The organism is Haladaptatus sp. (assembly GCF_049589095.1).
In the GTDB taxonomy this organism is placed as follows: domain Archaea; phylum Halobacteriota; class Halobacteria; order Halobacteriales; family Haladaptataceae; genus Haladaptatus.
Window position 1 is genome coordinate 1 of the sequence record NZ_JBAWAC010000096.1, and the last position, 18,075, is coordinate 18,075.

Annotated in this window: 21 protein-coding genes; 15 read left to right on the plus strand and 6 right to left on the minus strand. The window is 60.3% G+C overall.

The features are described from left to right. The 8 genes from WBV42_RS03235 to WBV42_RS03270 form a co-directional block, all read left to right on the plus strand. A partial coding sequence (locus tag WBV42_RS03235; protein WP_423984758.1) for an ABC transporter ATP-binding protein occupies positions 1–1,096 on the plus strand: 1,096 nt, incomplete at its 5' end. Further along, the gene (locus WBV42_RS03240; RefSeq protein ID WP_423984759.1) at positions 1,096–1,545 is read left to right on the plus strand and encodes a DUF7555 family protein; all 450 of its coding nucleotides are present in this window, start codon (positions 1,096–1,098) and stop codon (positions 1,543–1,545) included. The genes WBV42_RS03235 and WBV42_RS03240, both read left to right, overlap by 1 nt. Positions 1,546–1,582: 37 nt before the next feature. Next, a complete protein-coding gene (locus WBV42_RS03245; protein WP_423984760.1) occupies positions 1,583–2,152 on the plus strand; it encodes a DUF7529 family protein in 570 nt (189 codons plus the stop codon). A 109-nt stretch (positions 2,153–2,261) separates the two neighbouring features. Further along, positions 2,262–3,110, plus strand: a complete 849-nt coding sequence (locus WBV42_RS03250) for a CBS domain-containing protein (protein WP_253224921.1) — start codon at positions 2,262–2,264, stop codon at positions 3,108–3,110. After that, on the plus strand, positions 3,107–4,834 hold the full coding sequence (gene glyS, locus WBV42_RS03255) for a glycine--tRNA ligase (protein WP_423984761.1): 1,728 nt from the start codon (positions 3,107–3,109) through the stop codon (positions 4,832–4,834). Before WBV42_RS03250 ends, glyS begins: the two co-directional genes overlap by 4 nt. 2 nt (positions 4,835–4,836) lie before the next feature. Next, complete coding sequence (locus tag WBV42_RS03260; RefSeq protein WP_423984762.1) at positions 4,837–5,412, plus strand: dolichol kinase; 576 nt, start codon at positions 4,837–4,839, stop codon at positions 5,410–5,412. A 112-nt stretch (positions 5,413–5,524) separates the two neighbouring features. After that, on the plus strand, positions 5,525–7,930 hold the full coding sequence (locus tag WBV42_RS03265) for a DEAD/DEAH box helicase (RefSeq protein ID WP_423984763.1): 2,406 nt from the start codon (positions 5,525–5,527) through the stop codon (positions 7,928–7,930). Positions 7,931–8,120: 190 nt separating this feature from the next. Next, positions 8,121–8,369, plus strand: coding sequence for a hypothetical protein (locus tag WBV42_RS03270; RefSeq protein ID WP_423984764.1), 249 nt, complete (start codon positions 8,121–8,123; stop codon positions 8,367–8,369). Positions 8,370–8,407: 38 nt separating this feature from the next. On the opposite strand, the gene WBV42_RS03275 is transcribed toward WBV42_RS03270, so the two are convergent. After that, positions 8,408–9,067, minus strand: a complete 660-nt coding sequence (locus WBV42_RS03275) for an Sjogren's syndrome/scleroderma autoantigen 1 family protein (protein ID WP_423984765.1) — start codon at positions 9,065–9,067, stop codon at positions 8,408–8,410. Between the two features lie 79 nt (positions 9,068–9,146). Here WBV42_RS03275 and WBV42_RS03280 point away from each other — a divergent pair, with 79 nt between their 5' ends. Then, a complete protein-coding gene (locus tag WBV42_RS03280; protein WP_423984766.1) occupies positions 9,147–9,806 on the plus strand; it encodes a CRISPR-associated protein Cas4 in 660 nt (219 codons plus the stop codon). On the opposite strand, the gene WBV42_RS03285 is transcribed toward WBV42_RS03280, so the two are convergent. The 3 genes from WBV42_RS03285 to WBV42_RS03295 are packed head-to-tail and all read right to left on the minus strand — an operon-like array spanning position 9,789 to position 11,230. Then, complete coding sequence (locus WBV42_RS03285) at positions 9,789–10,400, minus strand: L-threonylcarbamoyladenylate synthase (RefSeq protein ID WP_423984767.1); 612 nt, start codon at positions 10,398–10,400, stop codon at positions 9,789–9,791. The two genes, WBV42_RS03280 and WBV42_RS03285, sit on opposite strands and share 18 nt — an antisense overlap. Before the next feature lie 51 nt (positions 10,401–10,451). Beyond that, positions 10,452–10,961, minus strand: coding sequence for a redoxin domain-containing protein (locus WBV42_RS03290; protein WP_423984768.1), 510 nt, complete (start codon positions 10,959–10,961; stop codon positions 10,452–10,454). Next, entirely contained in the window at positions 10,961–11,230 is a 270-nt protein-coding gene (locus tag WBV42_RS03295; RefSeq protein WP_423984769.1) for a glutaredoxin family protein, read from the minus strand. The genes WBV42_RS03290 and WBV42_RS03295 overlap by 1 nt, the downstream gene beginning before the upstream one ends. Before the next feature lie 116 nt (positions 11,231–11,346). Here WBV42_RS03295 and WBV42_RS03300 point away from each other — a divergent pair, with 116 nt between their 5' ends. Further along, a complete protein-coding gene (locus WBV42_RS03300) occupies positions 11,347–12,735 on the plus strand; it encodes a hemolysin family protein (protein WP_423984770.1) in 1,389 nt (462 codons plus the stop codon). Positions 12,736–12,803: 68 nt separating this feature from the next. Here WBV42_RS03300 and WBV42_RS03305 read toward each other — a convergent pair whose 3' ends face one another. Next, complete coding sequence (locus WBV42_RS03305) at positions 12,804–13,229, minus strand: hypothetical protein (protein ID WP_423984771.1); 426 nt, start codon at positions 13,227–13,229, stop codon at positions 12,804–12,806. A gap of 179 nt (positions 13,230–13,408) precedes the next feature. Here WBV42_RS03305 and WBV42_RS03310 point away from each other — a divergent pair, with 179 nt between their 5' ends. Continuing rightward, positions 13,409–13,627 (plus strand): hypothetical protein, encoded by a 219-nt coding sequence (locus tag WBV42_RS03310; protein ID WP_423984772.1) that lies wholly within the window; start codon positions 13,409–13,411, stop codon positions 13,625–13,627. A 230-nt stretch (positions 13,628–13,857) separates the two neighbouring features. On the opposite strand, the gene WBV42_RS03315 is transcribed toward WBV42_RS03310, so the two are convergent. Then, entirely contained in the window at positions 13,858–14,454 is a 597-nt protein-coding gene (locus WBV42_RS03315) for a conditioned medium-induced protein 4 (protein WP_423984773.1), read from the minus strand. 127 nt (positions 14,455–14,581) lie between these two features. Here WBV42_RS03315 and WBV42_RS03320 point away from each other — a divergent pair, with 127 nt between their 5' ends. From WBV42_RS03320 to WBV42_RS03335, 4 genes are all read left to right on the plus strand, one after another. Continuing rightward, a complete protein-coding gene (locus WBV42_RS03320) occupies positions 14,582–15,166 on the plus strand; it encodes a biotin transporter BioY (RefSeq protein ID WP_423984774.1) in 585 nt (194 codons plus the stop codon). Between the two features lie 18 nt (positions 15,167–15,184). Further along, positions 15,185–15,928 (plus strand): energy-coupling factor ABC transporter ATP-binding protein, encoded by a 744-nt coding sequence (locus tag WBV42_RS03325; protein ID WP_423984775.1) that lies wholly within the window; start codon positions 15,185–15,187, stop codon positions 15,926–15,928. Further along, positions 15,925–16,632 (plus strand): energy-coupling factor transporter transmembrane component T family protein, encoded by a 708-nt coding sequence (locus tag WBV42_RS03330; protein WP_423984776.1) that lies wholly within the window; start codon positions 15,925–15,927, stop codon positions 16,630–16,632. Before WBV42_RS03325 ends, WBV42_RS03330 begins: the two co-directional genes overlap by 4 nt. 87 nt (positions 16,633–16,719) lie before the next feature. Then, positions 16,720–18,075 (plus strand): 4Fe-4S binding protein (locus WBV42_RS03335; RefSeq protein WP_423984777.1); only part of this gene is annotated, 1,356 nt, incomplete at its 3' end.

Sequence of the window (18,075 nt, forward strand, 5' to 3'; positions counted from 1 at the left end):
GTCCGGCGAAGTGCTGTTCGACGGCACCGACATCACCCAACTGTCGGGCAAGGACCTCAAAAACTGGCGACGAAACAGCCAGATGGTCTTTCAGGACCCCGAATCCAGCCTCAACGACCGGATGACGGTCGGCGAAATCATTCGCGAACCGCTCGACGTTCACGACTGGAAGACGCCACGGGAGCGTCGGGAACACGTCCGTGAACTACTGGACGTGGTCGGACTCCAACCCGAACACTACTACCGCTACCCACACCAGTTCTCGGGCGGTCAGCGCCAGCGTATCGGCATCGCTCGTGCGCTCGCGCTCGAACCCGAGTTCATCGTGCTGGACGAACCCGTCTCGGCGCTGGACGTCTCCGTGCAGGCACAAATCCTCAACCTGCTCGAAGACCTGCAGGACGAGTTCGGCCTGACGTATCTGTTCATCGCCCACGACCTCTCCGTGGTTCGGCACATCTGTGACCGTGTCGCCGTGATGTATCTCGGTCACATAATGGAACTCGGACCGACGGAGGAGTTGTTCGAGAACCCGAAAAACCCGTACACGATTTCGCTCCTCTCGGCAATTCCGGACCCGGACCCGACGGCCCGCGGTGAGCGAGTCACGCTTCGCGGGACTCCACCGAGTCCGCGTGACCCCCCGAAAGGCTGTCCGTTCAGTACACGCTGTCCGATGAAGATTCGACCGGAGGAGTTCCAAGACATGGATGATGACCTCTGGGTCAACATCGAAATCTTCCGCGAAGTCGTTCGCGAACGTTCCCGCGCCGAACGTTCGATGACCGATCAGGTGAAGGAGATTCTCGGCATGGATACTCGGTTCTCCGACATCAGTGAGATCCAACAGGAGTTGTTCACCGATGTGGAGGTGCCACAGAAAGTCCAACAGCACATCGACGAAGCGTCGGGCTATATCGAGAACAACGACGAAGAGCAAGCGCGCGAGTATCTCCGCGACGTGTTCGGAAGCGTCTGTGACTCGGACTCGCCCAGCGACAACGTCGTGAGCGACTCCGGTCGCTTCAGCCACTGTCACCGTCACCTCGAATCGTACGAGGAGCCGGACGAATTCACGCCCTACACGATGCGGTAATGGCCGAACCAGACCAGTCCCCTCGGCGGTTTCGACAGGCGATCGACGCGCTCGTCTACGCGATCGTGGTGACTGGGTTGGTCTTCTTTATCGGCGCTGTCGTCTGTTTCACGCTCGGTAGCGATCTCGTCGGCGTGAAGTACTTCCTGTTTCTCGTCGGTATCTTGCTGTTCGGATACGGCACGTTCGCGCTCTATCCCTCCCGTCGGTGGAAGGTAGACCGGTCGGAGGGACGCGTCGATGTCGATCGGAACACGGAGACCGGTGAGGTCATCGGTGCGCGTGAGGAGACCCGGTTTCAGTCGGCAGTACAGCGGGTACCGCCGCTGCCGCAGTACTCCATCCCGCCCGAGGAACGCCTCTCACCCGGTGCGAAGTTGTTCATCGCCAGCGTTTTCGTTCTCCTCGCGTCGTTCCTCATGGAAGCCGTCTTCGGCGTTGGCGTGTAACAACAGATTTTACCGTTTCGGCTCCTGACATGGCTGTATGCCAGAGACCGGTGACGAAGGTGGAAACTATGCCGAGCGTATCGCGGCCAACGCCGACGCGGAGAAGGACGCGTGGGGGATGACGCTCGAAGACATGAACGCGATGGCGGACGAACTCGAATCCGACGGGTGGAACGTCGTCGAAGTGGCTGCAACTCACACAGCCCCGGAAAACAAGGACGCTGGCGACACCGACCGGTTCGGGTTCGTCTACGTCATTCCGGACAACCACGCCGACGACCTCCGCGAGGCGGTCGAAGCGGGGACGTTTCCACAATATCGAGTCTTCCGCAAGGAGGTCAGTTCGCGTGTGTTCATGCTCACACAGTTTCTCGATCCCGACACCGAAACGGTGATCCTTCTCGCCGGAACCTACGAGATGATGCACGCGCCCGGCTTGGTGAAGAACGCCATGGACGAGGACGAGATGTTCAGCTACGTCCAAACGTTGGACGGTACCGTCCACGGGACGTTCCGCCACGACGATTACACCAAGTTCTTCCCGAACCCGGAGAAGTACGAGAACTACGTCGTCGAGTCGCCGGTCGGCGATCACCACGAAGAATAGTTCCCGTCTCGTTTTTCCGATGCTGAAGTCCCGGTTTCGGAGTCTCAGTCCGAATTTCACCCCTCACGCTTCGTAGGGTACAAGAAGGGTGAAACCGTATCCGGCGCGTATGAACGTTGCCGAAGCGATGACTCCCAGGTCTGATGTGGTTACTGTCGAGCTTCCGGGCACACGCGACGACGTGCTCGATTACTTGCAGGAACTGTCGTTTTCCTCCGTCCCTGTCGTTAAACAGACGGATGACGGCGAACAGTACCGTGGCCTCATATCGCGCGATGTCCTCATCGAGAATCCTGACGAAGACCAACTCGCCATCCTGATGCGGGATGTCGCGACAACGACACAGGACGCGTCCATCGAGGACGTTGCCGCCCTGATGTTGGAAGAACAAACCCGACGTGTCCCAGTCGTGGACGGCGAACTCGAAGGAATCGTCACCGTCACCGACGTCGTCCGAGCCATCGCCGAGAGCGAAGCCAACGGCGATACGGAAGTCGGCGAACTGGCGAGCCCCGACGTGAACACCTGCTACGTCGAGACGCCGCTGACGGTCGCCGAACGCGAAATCTACTACGCGAACGTGCCCTATGCGGTCACGCTCAACGAAGAAGGTGATATGGACGGTATCCTCACTGAAGTCGATATCATCGAAGTCGCGCGCGTGGTCGAAGGCGAGGACGACACTGGCGGCAGTATCGCGAACGAGGACGACGCGTGGATGTGGGAAGGAATCAAATCGGTCGGAAACAGCTACATCCCGACGCGAAACGTCCAAATCCCGTCCGCACCCGTCAGCGAGTTCATGACGGAGGACGTGGTGACGGTCTCGAAGCATAAGAAAGCGCGCGAGGTCGCCCAGACGATGCTCACGAACGATATCGAACAGGTCCCGCTCGTCAGCGGTGACCAACTCATCGGTATCGTCCGAGACGTGAACTTGTTGGAGGCGCTAAAATGACGGATCTGGTAGAACTCGCCAAACGGCGTGGGTTCTTCTTCCAATCGTCGGAAGCCTACGGTGGTGTATCGGGATTCTACGTCTACGGTCCGCAGGGCGCGGCACTCAAACGAAACATCGAGGACTCGTGGCGTGACCGCTTTCAGGTACAGGAAGGCCACCGCGAAATCGAAGCGCCGACTATCATGCCTGAACCCGTTTTCGAGGCATCGGGCCATCTCGACGGCTTCGACGACATGTTGGTCGAGTGCCCGGAGTGTGGCGAGAGCCACCGCGCCGACCACCTCATCGAGGACAACACGGACATCGAGGACGCGGAAGCCCTGGCGCTCGAAGAGGTCAGCGAACTCATCGCCGACAACGACCTCCACTGTCCGACCTGTGATACCCCGCTCGCGGGCGAACCGGTCGAGGATTTCAACCTCATGTTCGAGACGGACATCGGCCCCGGTTCGGGCCAACCCGGCTACCTGCGCCCGGAGACGGCACAGGGCATCTTCGTGGAATTCCCGCGGCTCAAGGAGTACGCCCGCAACAGCCTCCCGTTCGGTATCTCCCAGATTGGGAAGGCGTACCGGAACGAAATCAGCCCCCGGAAATCCATCATTCGGGTCCGTGAGTTCACGCAAGCCGAACTCGAACACTTCATCGACCCCGAAACCGACGAACCGCCGCTCCATCTGGTCGAGGACATCGAGGTGACGCTGTACTCCGCCGTCGAGCAGAACGCCGACGAAGGCGAGTACATCTACACGACCATCGGCGAGGCGGTCGACGAGGGTATCATCGCCAGCGACTGGATCGCTTACTACCTCGGTGTCGGCCAAGAGTGGTACGAGCGAATCGGCGTGGACATGGACCGCTTCCGGTTCCGCCAACACCTCGAAGGCGAACGGGCCCACTATTCGAGCGACTGTTGGGACGCCGAAGCGGAAATCGACGGCGACTGGGTGGAGATAACCGGCTACTCCTACCGGAGCGACTACGACCTCACGAAACACGACACCTACTCCGACGAGGACTTCACCCTCTTCCGGCAGTACGACGAGCCGAAAGTGGTCGAACGTGCGACCGTCGACCCCGACATGAGCTATCTCGGTCCCGAATTCGGCGGGGCGGCCGCCGACATCGCCGAGGCGCTCCAGACCCTCGCGGAACGCGACCGCACCGCGTTCGACGGCGACGAGGTAACCGTCGAAGCCGACGGCGACTCCTACACGGTTCCGGTCGAGAAAACCGGATTCAGCGTCGACGAAGTCAAGGAATCCGGCGAGCACATCACGCCGCACGTCGTCGAACCGTCCATCGGTATCGGTCGTGTGCTCTACACCGTCCTCGACCACGCGTACGAGACGGACGAGATCGAAGGCGAGACGCGAACACGGTTGGCCCTCGAACCCGAACTCGCGCCGACGACGGTCGGCGTCTTCCCGCTCATGGACAAGGACGGTATGGGCGAGCAGGCTCGAGAAATCGCGGCCGAACTCAGAACGCACGGCTTCGACGCCACCTACGACGATTCGGGTAACATCGGCCGTCGGTATCGCCGACAGGACGAAGTCGGCACGCCGTTCTGCGTGACGGTCGATTACGAAGGGTTGGAAGACGGCACCGTGACCCTCCGTGAACGGGATTCGACCGAACAGGTCCGCGTTGCCGTCTCCGACCTTCCGGATCTCCTCGCTGAACTCCGGAGCGGTGACCGCGCCTTCTCGGACCTCTAACCGTGTCGGGCGAAGTCAAGCGCAGACTGGTACACGTCAGCGGAACCGGACTCCCGGCGCTGTACCTGTTGGGCCTGCTGACGTGGCAGCAACTGCGCTGGCTTCTCCTCGTCGGTTCGGCTGTCGCGCTCGTCCTCGAAATCCTTCGCTTGTTCGTCGGTCTCGACTGGCAGATTTACGACGAACTCACGCGTTCGTACGAACAGGACAACCTCGCGGGGTACGCGCTGTACTTCTTCGGAATGACGGCGACTGCGTGGGTGTTCGAACCCCGAATCGCCATCCCGGCGATGCTCATGCTGACCATCGCCGACCCCATCAGCGGCCTCATCGGATCCGGTGAACTGGGAATCAAAGCGGCTCACACCCTTCTCGTCACGTTTGCCGTCTGTCTCCTCATCGCGTCCGTCCTCGGACTGCCGTTCCCCGCCGCCGTGCTCGGCGCAATCGCGGCGACCCTCGCGGACGGCGTGAAACCCGTCATCGCGGGCTACGTCATCGACGACAACCTCACGATTCCTCTCGGTGCCGCCGTGGCGATGTTCGTCGCGCTTCGGTATCTGCCGATGTTGTTCTGATTCTCTCACCGCTCGGGTCGTCGTGGTTCCGTCTTCCCGTATAAACCTTCGCCGACCACTTTCACCTCGCTACACGAACCCTTTAACCGAATGACGACCAAACTCACGACGAATGGCGACCACGGACACGGAACAGAACTACGTGGAACACCCCTATCTCGCTCCCTCGTTCATCGAGCGGCGACTCTACCAGATTCAACTCGCTGGAACCGCACGCAACGATCACACGCTCGTCTGTCTCCCGACAGGGTTGGGAAAGACGACGGTTAGCCTACTCGTCACGGCGGAGCGGTTCAACGAGGTGGGTGGCAAGTCCCTCTTCCTCGCGCCGACGAAACCGCTGGTGAACCAGCACGCGGATTTCTATCGGCAAGCCCTCTCGATACCCGACGAGGACATCGTCGTGTTCACCGGCGAGGTCCGCCCGGACGAGCGTTCAAAACTGTGGAAGTCGGCGAAAGTCATCATCGCCACGCCACAGGTCGTGGAGAACGACATCGTCGGCGGGCGAATCGACCTCGGCCCGGTGACTCACATCACCTTCGACGAGTGTCATCGCGCGACCGGCCAGTACGCGTACAACTACATTGCCGAGCGCTACCACTCGGACGCACACGACCCGCTCGTTACCGGGATGAGCGCATCGCCAGGCGGTGACAAGGAGTCGATCATGGAGGTGTGTGAAAACCTCGGTCTGCACGAAGTCGAGGTGATGACCGAGGACGACAGCGACGTTTCGACGTACACCCACGACACGGACGTGGAGTGGGTCCGCGTACAACTCCCGGACAACATCATCGAGATCCGGGACGCGCTGAACGAGGTCATCAAGGACCGGTTGGAACGCCTGAAAACTCTCGGCGTCATCAACACCACGCGACCTGACGTGTCCCAGAAGGACCTGAACAAGGTTCGCGGCGAGTTGCAGAAACTCATCAACAACGACCAGTCGGAGGGGTACAAGGGCATGTCCGCACACGCGGAGGTGATGAAGCTCCGCCGCGCGGTCGAACTCGCGGAGACCCAGAGCGTCGAATCCCTCCGTCGGTATTTCGAACGCCAACGCAACGCCGCCCGCTCATCCGGTGCGTCGAAGGCGAGCCAGCGGTTCGTCTCCGACCCGAAGGTCCAGGAGGCGATGCGGAAGGCGACCCAGTACGACGACCGCCATCCCAAGTTCCGCAAGGCACACACCTACCTCGCCCAGACGCTCGTGGACGGCGGCCAGCGGATCATCGTCTTCACCGAATCGCGCGATACGGCCGAGACGCTGACGGAATTCTTCAACGAAAACTTCGACGCCCGGCGGTTCGTCGGACAAGGAGACAAGGACGGGAGCGACGGAATGACTCAGAAGGAACAGCAAGAGGCGCTCGACAACTTCCGGGCTGGCGAGTTCGAAGTGCTCGTCTCGACGTCCGTTGCGGAGGAGGGTCTCGACGTGCCGGAAGTGGATCTGGTGCTGTTTTACGAACCCGTCCCGACCGCGGTGCGTTCCATCCAGCGCAAAGGACGGACAGGTCGGCAAGCACAGGGACAAGTCGTCGTCCTGCTCGCCGAGGACACTCGCGACGAGGCGTACTTCTGGATCTCCAAGCGTCGGGAGGACGAGATGGAAGCCGAACTGCGGAAACTCAAGGGCGTCGCCAAGGAAGTCGAGGAGGAACTGGACGACTCACAGCAGACGCTCGGGTCGTTCGGCGGCGACGAGGACGGGACGAGCGAAGTGAGCCACGGACTACAGGAGTTCGATACGAAGTCGGCGGACGACACGGGGGAGAAAAACGCCGAAAGCGACGATAGCGCGGACGACGAAACCGACCCCGACGGTGTCGTGGCGACGGCGCGCAAACGCGACAACTCCGACAACGTCGAAATCGTCGCCGATCAGCGTGAACTCGACGCGAACATCGCCCGCGACCTCTCCGCACGGGATGGCGTGGACGTTCGCCTCGAAACGCTCGCCGTCGGCGACTACGTTCTGAGCGACCGAGTCGCAGTCGAGCGCAAATCGGTGAGCGACTTCCTCGATACGCTCGTCGGAAGCGACCGCTCGATGTTCGAGCAAGTCGGGGACATGAACCGCCACTACGCCCGCCCCGTCGTCATCATCGAAGGCGAGGATCTCTACGAACAGCGTAACGTCCACCCGAACGCGGTTCGCGGTGCAATCGCTTCGCTTGCAGTCGACTTCGGCGCGAGCGTCCTCCGAACCGAAGACGAGAAGGACACGACGGATTTGCTCGAAGTCATCGCCACGCGAGAGCAGGAGGTCGCACAGCGTGAGATTTCGGTGCACGGTGACAAACATTCGAAGACGCTTTCCGAACAACAGGAGTACGTCGTCGCCTCTATCGCGGACATCGGTCCAGTCACTGCTCGTGCTTTGCTGGAAGCGTTCGGGTCGGTACAAGCGGTCATGACCGCTTCGAAAGGCGAGCTTATGGAGACACAGGGCGTCGGCGAGATAACCGCCGACCGAATCCGTGAGGTCGTGGCCGAGGCGTACGACCCGTAACCGGGGGTTACCACCCGACAGCAGTGGTGTCCACCGACCACATCCGTACAGTCGGACAGCACGGCCTAAATCCGGTCATTTCCCGCTCGTATGGGACGAATGAACGTGGATAAACGTCCTGAACAGTCACTACGCTTTAATCTATCACCGCCATTTACCCGGTAGTGAGTAAACTATGTTACCCCGTCCCATGAGGGAGTATGACGAGGAGGAGTGGGAGGCCCAAAAGCGGTACGGAAAACCGCAACACGAAATTAGCCGCTCGACGAGCGAGCAGGAACTCTACGGCGACCCACAGCACGACGTAGCGGACGAGCGCTCACTCAGGAACTCGGATTTCGACCTCGACCTCGGATACGCCTTGGACGTCACGCGACTCGACTTCGTGCAGGAAGTCGACAGTACGGAGCACCAACTCCTGTTCGCTGTGGAACGATAGTTGAGAAAATCGTTCGCCTCGACGCTTTTTGGTTCGACTTATCGATTCGCCCGGTCGAGCGCAGCGAGCGCCTCCGCCGCTTCTCGCGTTGCGGCCAGCAGTTCACGCGAGTAGCCGACATCGTTCGTGCTTTCGGCCTCCCTCGTGAGGGTCGTCAGTTTTCGAACCAACGCGTTCCGTGCCTCGGTGAGGTCTCCCGCTTCACCCGTCGCCTGCGTTCGTCCTGGTGTCCGTGGCTCGGGTTGCCGTGGCCGTTCGTCCACCTCGTTTCCGCTCGCTTGACTCGGCGGCGCACGTCGCGCTCGATGCGTCGGCGGTTGCTGAGACGGTGGGCGCTGTGGGGTCGGATGCGGCGGTTGATTCTCCGGTTGACTCTGCTGTTGTGGCTGGTCTGGTTCCGCCGATTCGGCTTCGATTTCGCTCACGTTCTGGCTCGTGGTCTCGACGGCCGAGTCATTCGCGGTCGTTTCCTCGTTTTCCCCTGCCGATTCGGACGCTGCCTGCTGGCACGTCGAACAGAACTCGTTTCCGTCGTAGCGGAAAATGGGATCACCGCAGGTGTCGCAGTGTTTTCCCGTCATCGTCGCACCCTGCAACAGCAGTTCGCTCATCCGCTGGGTCGATTTTCGCTCCTTCCTCTCGTTTTCGTACTGCTGGCGGAGTTTCTCTCGCTCCGCTTCCTTATCGAAGTCACTCATGAACGAACCAAGACCCTCCAAACTCTTGCCCCTTTCCCTCACCCCGAGGTTTATATACGAAACCGGGGCCAGAACCGCCGTGTCGAAGGTTACATTCAGCGACCTGGAAGCCGCTACGTACTGCCCGCGAAAACTCTACTATCGACGGAAGGACGACATCGCCGTCCCGGATATCGTCACTGAACGACGTGAACTCGCATATCAGTACGACCGATTGGTCGATGCGCCCACTTCCGAACTCGCAGACCTCCCGTTAGAAGTCTCACTCGCCCAGTTCCGGGAAAATCTCGAACGCGCAACACTCCTCGAAGACTGGGAAATCCTTGCCGACCCATCGGAACGAGACCGACCCGTCGAGGGAAAGGATTGTCGCGGAATCGTCCACAAAGTCCTCGACGGCGACCCGCCCGTTCCGTCGATGATCTTTACCGGAACCCCGCCCGAAACGGGTATCTGGGAGCCACAGAGCGTCCGAGTCGTCGCCGCCGCGAAGGCGCTCTCGTGGGAGTACGAACGGATGATCGAACGCGCGTTCGTGGAGTATCCGGCACACGGTATCGTGCGTGAAATCGCTCTCTCGACGCGCCGGAAGGCGGCCTATCGGCGCGTTCTTCGCACCGCCCGCGCCATCGACGGCCCACCGCCGCGGCTGACGAACACGTCGAAATGCGACGCCTGTGAGTATCGAGCCGAATGCGGGGTGAAAACCAGAACGCTTCGTTCACTCCTCGGCGGCTAGCCACGCCTCGATCGCGTCGGCATTTTCGCCGCGGCGGAGAATCTCCCCCCGTTCGACGTTCACCACGGTGCTTCCGGTCCCGCCGGTTTCACCGCCGTCGATGACGACTGCGGCGGCATCTCGAATCTCGTCGTCGAGCTCGTCGAGCCGTGTTACGCTTCCCCGGCCGCTCACGTTGGCACTCGTGCTGGTGATGGGTGAGACTCGCCGGAGCAGTTCCAGCGCGAGCGGTTGGTCCGGAATCCGAACCCCGACGTGGGAGCGCCCACCTGTGAGGAGGTCCGGAACGACGTCCCGCTTCTCACAGAGCACGGTCACCGGTCCGGGAAGGAACTCGTCCATGAACGCCGCTTCGCGCGTCGTCGGGCGGACGTACTCCCGTGCGGTCTCCACGTCCGGAACCGCGAGCGAAATCGGTTTCTCGCGCGCTCGTCGCTTTGCGTCGAACACACGCTCGATGGCTGTCGAGTCCACCGCGTCGGCAGCGAGACCGTACACCGTTTCGGTGGGATAGACCACGAGATCGCCATCCCGAATGGCACGCGCTGCCCTGTCGAGTTCGTCCTCGTGCGTGTCGTCTCGTTCGTCGTTCATACCTGACGTTGTGGGTTCCACGAAAAAAGCGTAGCGTCGTCCGTTCTCGATTCAGCCTTCGATGGCGTTTTCGACTTCGTCGTAGTCCGGGAAGTCGGGCCACTCGGTCGCGACCCACGCGTACTCCACGGTGCGGTCCTCGTCCAACAGGAACATCGCCGGTCGTGGTTCGCTGATGCCTTCCATCCCGTCCAGGTCGTTCACGATGCCGTAGGCTTCCGCGACGTCGTTTGCGGGGTCGCTGAACAGGCTGTATTCGATTTCACGTTCCTCGATGAGGGTTTTGTGCTCGTACGGCGACGAGATCGACAGGCCGACGATCTGCACGTCGTATGTGTCGTCCCACGCGCGATCACGCAGTTCGTTCCACACGTAGGTCGCCGGGAACGCGCCGTCCATGCTGTGGAAGACGAGCAGCGTCCGTCCGTCGGCTGTGATATCCGATAGGGAGGCGTTCTCCCAGAACTCCGTGTTGACCAGCGGGCGGGTGAAATCGGGGACCGTCTCGCCGATTTCCGGGTGGTCCGCTTCACCGAGTTCGACCACGTCGAAGTCAGGCATTATTCGGCCCCTCCGTAGGTGTTTTCGAGGTACTGGACGATGTTCGCGCTCTCGCTCATCGTTACGCCCGTGTTCTCGTCCACGATGGCCGGGACGGTTCGTTTGCCGCTGATGCGCTTGACGACGTTTCTATCCGAGTGCATGGGTTCAATGAATCGCGACTGGTACGGGAGGTCGTACTCCTGTAGTTTTCGAACCACGCGCTCGCAGTACGGACACGCCTGCAGTCGGTACAGCGTGATGGCCGGATTTGTCGCCTCGGTGCTCATACACCCTGATTGGGCCGAAACACGTGTAAGGTCTTCGTTCTCGGCAGTTTCGCTCGATATTTAGCAGGGAAAAGGATAAAGAGTTAATCCCGCTGACGGTCAAGATGGGTTATCAAATGGGACTCTCTCCGACACTCATCGCCCTCTCACAGACTGCGCCACTGAATAGTATGCTGGACGTTCAGCCCAACGGACCGATCGTCCGGTGGGGCGGGATCGTCCTCATTCTCGTGCTTCTCTTACTGTCTGCGTTCTTCTCCTCCTCGGAAATTGCCATGTTTTCGCTCGCGAAACACCGCATCGATGCGCTCGTCGAAGACGGCATTCCGGGTGCGAAAATAGTCAAATCTCTGAAAAGCGACCCTCATCGGTTGCTCGTGACGATCCTCGTCGGCAACAACATCGTCAACATCGCGATGTCGTCCATCGCGACGGTCATCGTCGGCTACTACTTCGACCCCGGTGTGGCCGTCCTCGTCTCCACGTTCGGCATTACGACGCTCGTCCTGTTGTTCGGAGAGATCGCCCCGAAATCGTACGCCGTCGAGAACACGGAGTCGTGGTCGCTCAGAATCGCCCGACCGCTCAAGTACTCCGAGACGCTTCTCATGCCGCTCGTTATCCTCTTCGACCATCTCACGCGAGCGATAAACAGCGTCACGGGCGGCCAATCGGCCATCGAGACGTCGTACGTGACCCGCGACGAGATTCAGAACATGATTCAGACCGGCGAGCGCGAGGGTGTCATCGAGGAGGACGAACGCGAGATGCTCCAACGGATCTTCCGGTTCAACAACACCATCGCCAAGGAGGTGATGACGCCGCGCCTCGACATGACCGCCGTTCCCCAGGATTCGAGCGTTGACGAGGCCATCGAGACGCTCGTCCAGTCGGGTCACGAGCGCGTTCCGGTGTACGAGGGGAGTCTGGACAACGTCATCGGCATCGTCACCGTTCGTGACCTCGTTCGGGAGAAGAACTACGGCGAGACGACGCCGGACGGACTGAAACTCAGCAACCTGATTCAGCCGACCCTCCACGTCCCCGAGAGCAAGAACGTGGACGAACTGCTGACGGAGATGCGCGAAAACCGGATGCAGATGGTCATCGTCATCGACGAGTTCGGAACGACGGAGGGACTGGTCACCATGGAGGACATGGTCGAGGAAATCGTCGGCGAAATTCTCGACGGCGAGGAAGAAGAGCCGATCGAGCGTATCGACGAGGACACCGTCATCGTCCGCGGCGAGGTCAACATCGATGAAGTGAACGAGGCGATGGGAATCGAACTGCCGGAGGGAGAGGAGTTCGAGACCATCGCCGGATTCATCTTCAACCGGGCGGGCAGACTCGTGGAGGAAGGCGAAGACATCGACTACGACGGGGTTCGCCTCCACGTCGAACAGGTCGAAAACACCCGTATCATGAAAGCCCGGATCTCGCGCTTGGATGACGATACAATCGACGAAGCCATCGAGGAAGGCGTCGAATCCGGTGCGGAATAGCGGTCGCTGATGGCTGTTTACTGATCGCCCGAAAAAATGGATGTCGCCCGTCCGAACGATAGGGTGATTTATTCGACCGGCGTTACTTCTTCCTCTTCTCGCACATGCTCTTCCCGCAACTGCTCTTCCTGTGCGTGGTCGAACTGGCCTTCACCGAGCGCGATGAGGAACGTCCCCATGAGGTCGAGCGGCAACGTGAAGAACGTCACCAACCCCAGCACGCCTGCGGTCATGCTACCGTACCAGTTGTGACCCCGATATGCCGACGCGCCACCCGCGAACTCGATGACCGAGAACACGAGGACGACCCCACCGGCAGTTGCAGCACCAAGCCCACTCAATCCAAGTAGCGAAATACCCGCACTCGTGATGAGGAGTCCAAGTCCAACGATTGCGCCGATAACCCCTGCTAACATCAGCAGGAAGCCGCCTGCTTTGTACGTTCGTGGCGTATACGTTGTTTCTCTCTCAACTACTCGGTCTGTTGTTGCCATACTATTTCCCCCGTGTGGACGAAGGGGAGTTTCGCATTTAGTGCCGTCGTCCGTTTAAGAAATTAGATCCTTTTCTGACTCGCTCTGTCCCCCATTACTTCCATCTGACACAGTACGATTTCGTAAACGAACGTCGTACTTTTGCTGACCAAGCGTCTACAGGAGAAGGTGGTGAATCGATGGTGAATATTCCGCATCTCCGATTTCTGGACGACGACGAACAGGAAGAGCAAGCACACCCACTCGGCATACGAACGCTCCGAAAATCAGGTGGTTCGATAGTGGTCACGATTCCGCCGGACGTAATGGACCTCGTCAACATGAGCGTGGACGACGATGTCGTCATACACGCGGCTTCCGACTCGATTACACTGACGAAGCTTCCGGAACAGGAGTAGCGAGTTTATCGGGGTGGTAATCGACCGTTGAACTGGGACGCGAAATGGCAACTGTTAATAGTCGGGCGTCGACATTCAATGCAATGAGGGCAGTTTATATGCTACTGGCGTGCTGGTTCGTGTTCTCGCTCGTTGGCGCGACGTTTTTGTACTGGCACAACTCCACGGAACAGCTCACACAGTGGTAACTCTCGGTTTGTGAAGCGTACCGAACAACCGCTATAATCGAATTAAAACGAAACGTTCGTTTCCATGCCGTCGGTCGCGTCGTCCAGACCGTCTTGTTGAATGTCTCCTGTCATTCTGTCGGATATCTCTCGGTCCTGTAAGATGTTCTCGAACTCGTTTGTGTACTGTTGGTTCACCGCTCGTGCCTCGTCTTTGGCTTCGAGGACGCGCTGATAGTGTCGGACGGTTGCCTCGCTGATGTCGAGTTCCCCCGCGCAATCGGCCGTCGAAACGTCGTCGTCGACGAGCATTCGGAGACGCTCGATCTCGAACGGAGTCTCGGTATCCGAGAGCGTGAACAGATGGAGATCGATCCGGGCACGGGCCACCGACTCTTCTCGTTCGCCGAGTTCGGCGGCGATTTCCTCGTCGTCGTCACCCGCGTAGAATCGCCGAACGACCGTCGCCAACTGCTCGTCGTCGAGCGTCGTGTTGAACTCGTACCGTTCCCTCATTTCCGTCACGACGGCGAGTAGCTGCTCTTGAATCTTCTCCTCCGTGCTGAGCGAGCCGTGCGTCTCCTCCTGCCGTTCCGTGACTGTCGCCTCGTCCGTCATATTTAGGAACATGTCACGGAGTTCCTCGGTCTTCTTATCCATAGCGCGTAGCTGATGCTTGGATCGTATAAAAACCTGTTGGGCGGTGTATGATATTTATCTCTGTCGTCTGAAACACACTCTCTCGACAACCGAAGTTCTAATACCGGTTGACGGAAGATGGTCTTCCATGTCAACCGAAACCGAATCCGTCGAACTCGTCGGCGAACAGATGGTCGGGAACATCGCCCGTACCGCGATGTTCGCCGCTATCATCGGTGCGTTCGCGTACGTTTCGTTTCCGAACCCACTGGCACCGAACATTCCCATCACTCTGCAAGTGCTCGGCGTTTTCCTCGCCGGAATCTTTCTCGGCCCACTTTGGGGGTCCGCATCGCTCGTCCTCTACCTCGTCGCGGGTGTCGTCGGTGCGCCCGTCTTCGCCAATGGCTCCGCTGGATTGGCCGAACTCCAGGGTTTGACCGGTGGCTACCTCATCTCGTACCCTTTCGCTGTCTTCGCCATCGGCGCAATCGTTCATAACGGGTTGACGCTCCGCGACCCCAAGTCCGCGAGCATCGTCCGCCTCGTCAGCGGTATGGTCGTCGGAACTGTTATCATCTACGCTTTCGGGACCATCGGGTTCTCCTACTACGGCAACTACGGCCTCGTCGATGCGTTCATGCTCTCCGCTGTGGCGTTCATCCCCTTCGAAGCGGTCAAAATCGCTGCCGCAGTCGGTATCGTCAGGAGTGACCGCGTTATGGCCGAATAACGTCCGGAGAACGCTCGAATGATAACAACCGAAAATCTCGTCCATCGATTCGGCGACACGGCGGCGCTCGACGGCATCTCGCTCACGATTCCCGACGGCGAGTTCGTCGTGATTTCCGGCCCGAACGGGAGCGGCAAGACGACGCTCGTCCGTCATTTCAACGGTCTCCTCTCGCCCGATGGTGGGGCCGTTTTGGTTGACGGGACGCCAGTCGAGGACGACCTCGTTGCCGCTCGTACCCGCGTCGGGATGGTGTTTCAACATCCACGGGACACCTTTGTCTCGGCAACTGTCGGCGCGGACGTGGCCTTTGGCCCCGAAAATTTGGGTCTCTCCCACGAAGAAATCGAGAATCGGGTCCAAGAATCTTTATCCGCGGTCGGCATGGACGACCGCCGAGATGCACGAATCGACACTCTCTCGGGTGGCGAATGCCAGCGCGTCGCCATCGCCGGTGCGCTGGCGATGGACCCGGACCACCTCGTGCTGGACGAACCGTTCACCGGACTGGACGGTCCGGCCCGTGATTCCGTCGTCTCCCACCTCGCCACCCTCTCGGACCGCGGAACCGGAATCATCGTCGTCACGCACGATTTGCGCGATGTCTGGTCGCTCGCCGACCGCGCGGTTGCGATTCACGATGGCACCATCGCGGTTGACGGCCCACCCGAAACCATTGCGGACGACCTCGAACGACTCGGCATTCACACGCCTCGATTCGAACGGCATGGTTCGAACACCACGAGATTCGAAACTCCATGACACTGGTGTATCGTTCAAGCGGCGCGTTCGCCGAACGCCTCGACTCGCGCGTGAAGCTCCTGTTTCAGACGATATTCGCTCTCGTTGCACTCTCCCACACGACGCCGCTCGGGTTGGGTGTTTTGACAGTCGTGGTTGCCGTCGTCCTTCTCGGCGCTTACACCTCCCCGCTGTGGGTCCTTCGCGAGTTTCGGTACGTGTTCCCGTTCCTCCTCGGCGGGCCAGCGTTCGCGGCGCTCACGCTCGGCCCGCCATGGGTCGTTCCGGCTGATGCCGTCGCGCCCGCATTGGCGAGCTATCGCGTCGTGCTCGTCCTCTGCGTGAGCGCGGCCTTCGTCCGAACCACGCCCGTTCGGGAGTCACGCGCGGCGATCCAGTGGCTGCTTCCCGGTCGAGTCGGCCAGTTTTTGGGAATGGGCGTCGCCTTCGTCTTCCGGTTTCTCCCCGCCCTGCAGTCCGACCTGCGCGCCATTCGGGACGCGATGGCCGCTCGCCTCGGCACCGAACGCTCGCTCGCCGAACGGATGGAACTCGTCGGGTCGGCGGGACTGGCGCGGGCGTTCGACCGTGCCGACACGTTCTCGCTCGCGCTCCGCGCTCGCTGTTTCGCGTGGAACCCGACGCTCCCCCGTCTGGCGATTTCGTGGCGTGACATACCCACTATCCTGCTGACAATATCGCTTCTCGTGTGGGCGTTCGTATAAACTCACAACACGTTTTCCATTCTCGCATGACGGCGTGGAGACGATTGGGTGGCAAGATTTAAGCAAGTAGTCTCCTCCTGATAAAACATGGAAATCTTCGCGCTTTCGGAGGCGGGCCCGACGCGCCCGACGTTCTGGCGAATCGGTCCCATGGGCGAGGCGGTGTTTTACTTCCTCGCTATCGTGACCGTCGTCTACTTCCTCTACGGCGTCTACAACCGTTTCGCGCGGTACACGGACGGCGAAGAGGACTGGTTCGACCGGTTGGACGACCTGCCGGGACGGGTGACCCGTGCGGCGAAAACCGTCATCACGAACGAGAAGCAGTTCAACCGCGACCTGTACGGCGGACTGATGCACTCGTTCATCCTGTGGGGCTTTCTGACCCTGCTCATCGGGACGACGATCCTCGCCATCGACATGGACGGGTACCGGAAATTCACCCACTACTTCCTCGGCGGCGAGAAATCCTTCTTCGTCGATAGCTTCTATCTGGCCTACTCGCTCGTGATGGACGCCATGGGGCTGCTGTTCGTCGTCGGTATCTCGATGGCGCTCTACCGGCGCTACTGGGTCCACAAGGAACGCCTCTGGGGCAAACACACGGGGCGAGAGGACGACCTGTTCATCTGGACGCTGTTCCTGCTCGGCGTCGGCGGCTACCTGACCGAAGGCGTCCGTATCCTCGGCACCAGTGCCACCCGAAACGTGGACTTCGAGACAGTGAGCTTCGTCGGCTGGTTCGTCAAGGACGTGCTTTCGGCGGCGGGCGTCACCCCACAGGCGGCCACGACGTGGTATCCGGTCGCGTGGTGGTCCCACGCCCTCATCGCGCTCGTGTTCATCGCCGCGATTCCCTACGCCAAACCGTTCCACATGCTGTCGTCGTTCGCCAACGTCGTCACGCGCGACGAGAAGGCGGGCAAGCGACTCCCGGGCGTTCCCTCCGACGCCAGCCCGGACGAAATCGGTGCCTCCAACATCGACGACTTCTCATGGAAACAGATCCTCGACCAGGACGCCTGTACGAAATGTGGCCGCTGTTCGTCGGTCTGTCCCGCGAACGCGTCCGGCCGTCCGCTCGATCCGCGCGACGTGATTCTCGATTTGAAGCAGTACCGTGAGAACCTCGACGCGGGCATGACCGACGAAAAGCCCATCATCGCCGACGGCGGCACCAGCGTCATCGACAGCAGCACGATGGAGTCCTGTATGGCCTGCATGGCTTGCATGGACGCCTGCCCGGTCGAAATCGAACATCTCAACTCTTTCACGGAGATGAATCGGCGACTAACTGAGTCCGGTCAGATGGACGCCAACGTGCAGGACGCGATGATGAACGTCTTCCAGAACGGCAACGCGTTCGGCGACCCCGAGCGCCGCCGCCCCGAGTGGACCGAGGAACTCGACTTCGAGATTCCCGACGCCCGCGACGAGGACGTG

Excerpts from the sequence above, each read along its gene's own strand:
- WBV42_RS03240 (WP_423984759.1), top strand. The coding sequence starts at position 1,096 with ATGGCCGAACCAGACCAGTCCCCTCGGCGGTTTCGACAGGCGATCGAC.
- WBV42_RS03245 (WP_423984760.1), top strand. The coding sequence starts at position 1,583 with ATGCCAGAGACCGGTGACGAAGGTGGAAACTATGCCGAGCGTATCGCG.
- WBV42_RS03250 (WP_253224921.1), top strand. The coding sequence starts at position 2,262 with ATGAACGTTGCCGAAGCGATGACTCCCAGGTCTGATGTGGTTACTGTC.
- glyS (WP_423984761.1), top strand. The coding sequence starts at position 3,107 with ATGACGGATCTGGTAGAACTCGCCAAACGGCGTGGGTTCTTCTTCCAA.
- WBV42_RS03265 (WP_423984763.1), top strand. The coding sequence starts at position 5,525 with ATGGCGACCACGGACACGGAACAGAACTACGTGGAACACCCCTATCTC.
- WBV42_RS03270 (WP_423984764.1), top strand. The coding sequence starts at position 8,121 with ATGAGGGAGTATGACGAGGAGGAGTGGGAGGCCCAAAAGCGGTACGGA.
- WBV42_RS03275 (WP_423984765.1), bottom strand. The coding sequence starts at position 9,067 with ATGAGTGACTTCGATAAGGAAGCGGAGCGAGAGAAACTCCGCCAGCAG.
- WBV42_RS03285 (WP_423984767.1), bottom strand. The coding sequence starts at position 10,400 with ATGAACGACGAACGAGACGACACGCACGAGGACGAACTCGACAGGGCA.
- WBV42_RS03290 (WP_423984768.1), bottom strand. The coding sequence starts at position 10,961 with ATGCCTGACTTCGACGTGGTCGAACTCGGTGAAGCGGACCACCCGGAA.
- WBV42_RS03295 (WP_423984769.1), bottom strand. The coding sequence starts at position 11,230 with ATGAGCACCGAGGCGACAAATCCGGCCATCACGCTGTACCGACTGCAG.
- WBV42_RS03300 (WP_423984770.1), top strand. The coding sequence starts at position 11,347 with ATGGGACTCTCTCCGACACTCATCGCCCTCTCACAGACTGCGCCACTG.
- WBV42_RS03305 (WP_423984771.1), bottom strand. The coding sequence starts at position 13,229 with ATGGCAACAACAGACCGAGTAGTTGAGAGAGAAACAACGTATACGCCA.
- WBV42_RS03310 (WP_423984772.1), top strand. The coding sequence starts at position 13,409 with ATGGTGAATATTCCGCATCTCCGATTTCTGGACGACGACGAACAGGAA.
- WBV42_RS03315 (WP_423984773.1), bottom strand. The coding sequence starts at position 14,454 with ATGGATAAGAAGACCGAGGAACTCCGTGACATGTTCCTAAATATGACG.
- WBV42_RS03320 (WP_423984774.1), top strand. The coding sequence starts at position 14,582 with ATGTCAACCGAAACCGAATCCGTCGAACTCGTCGGCGAACAGATGGTC.
- WBV42_RS03325 (WP_423984775.1), top strand. The coding sequence starts at position 15,185 with ATGATAACAACCGAAAATCTCGTCCATCGATTCGGCGACACGGCGGCG.
- WBV42_RS03330 (WP_423984776.1), top strand. The coding sequence starts at position 15,925 with ATGACACTGGTGTATCGTTCAAGCGGCGCGTTCGCCGAACGCCTCGAC.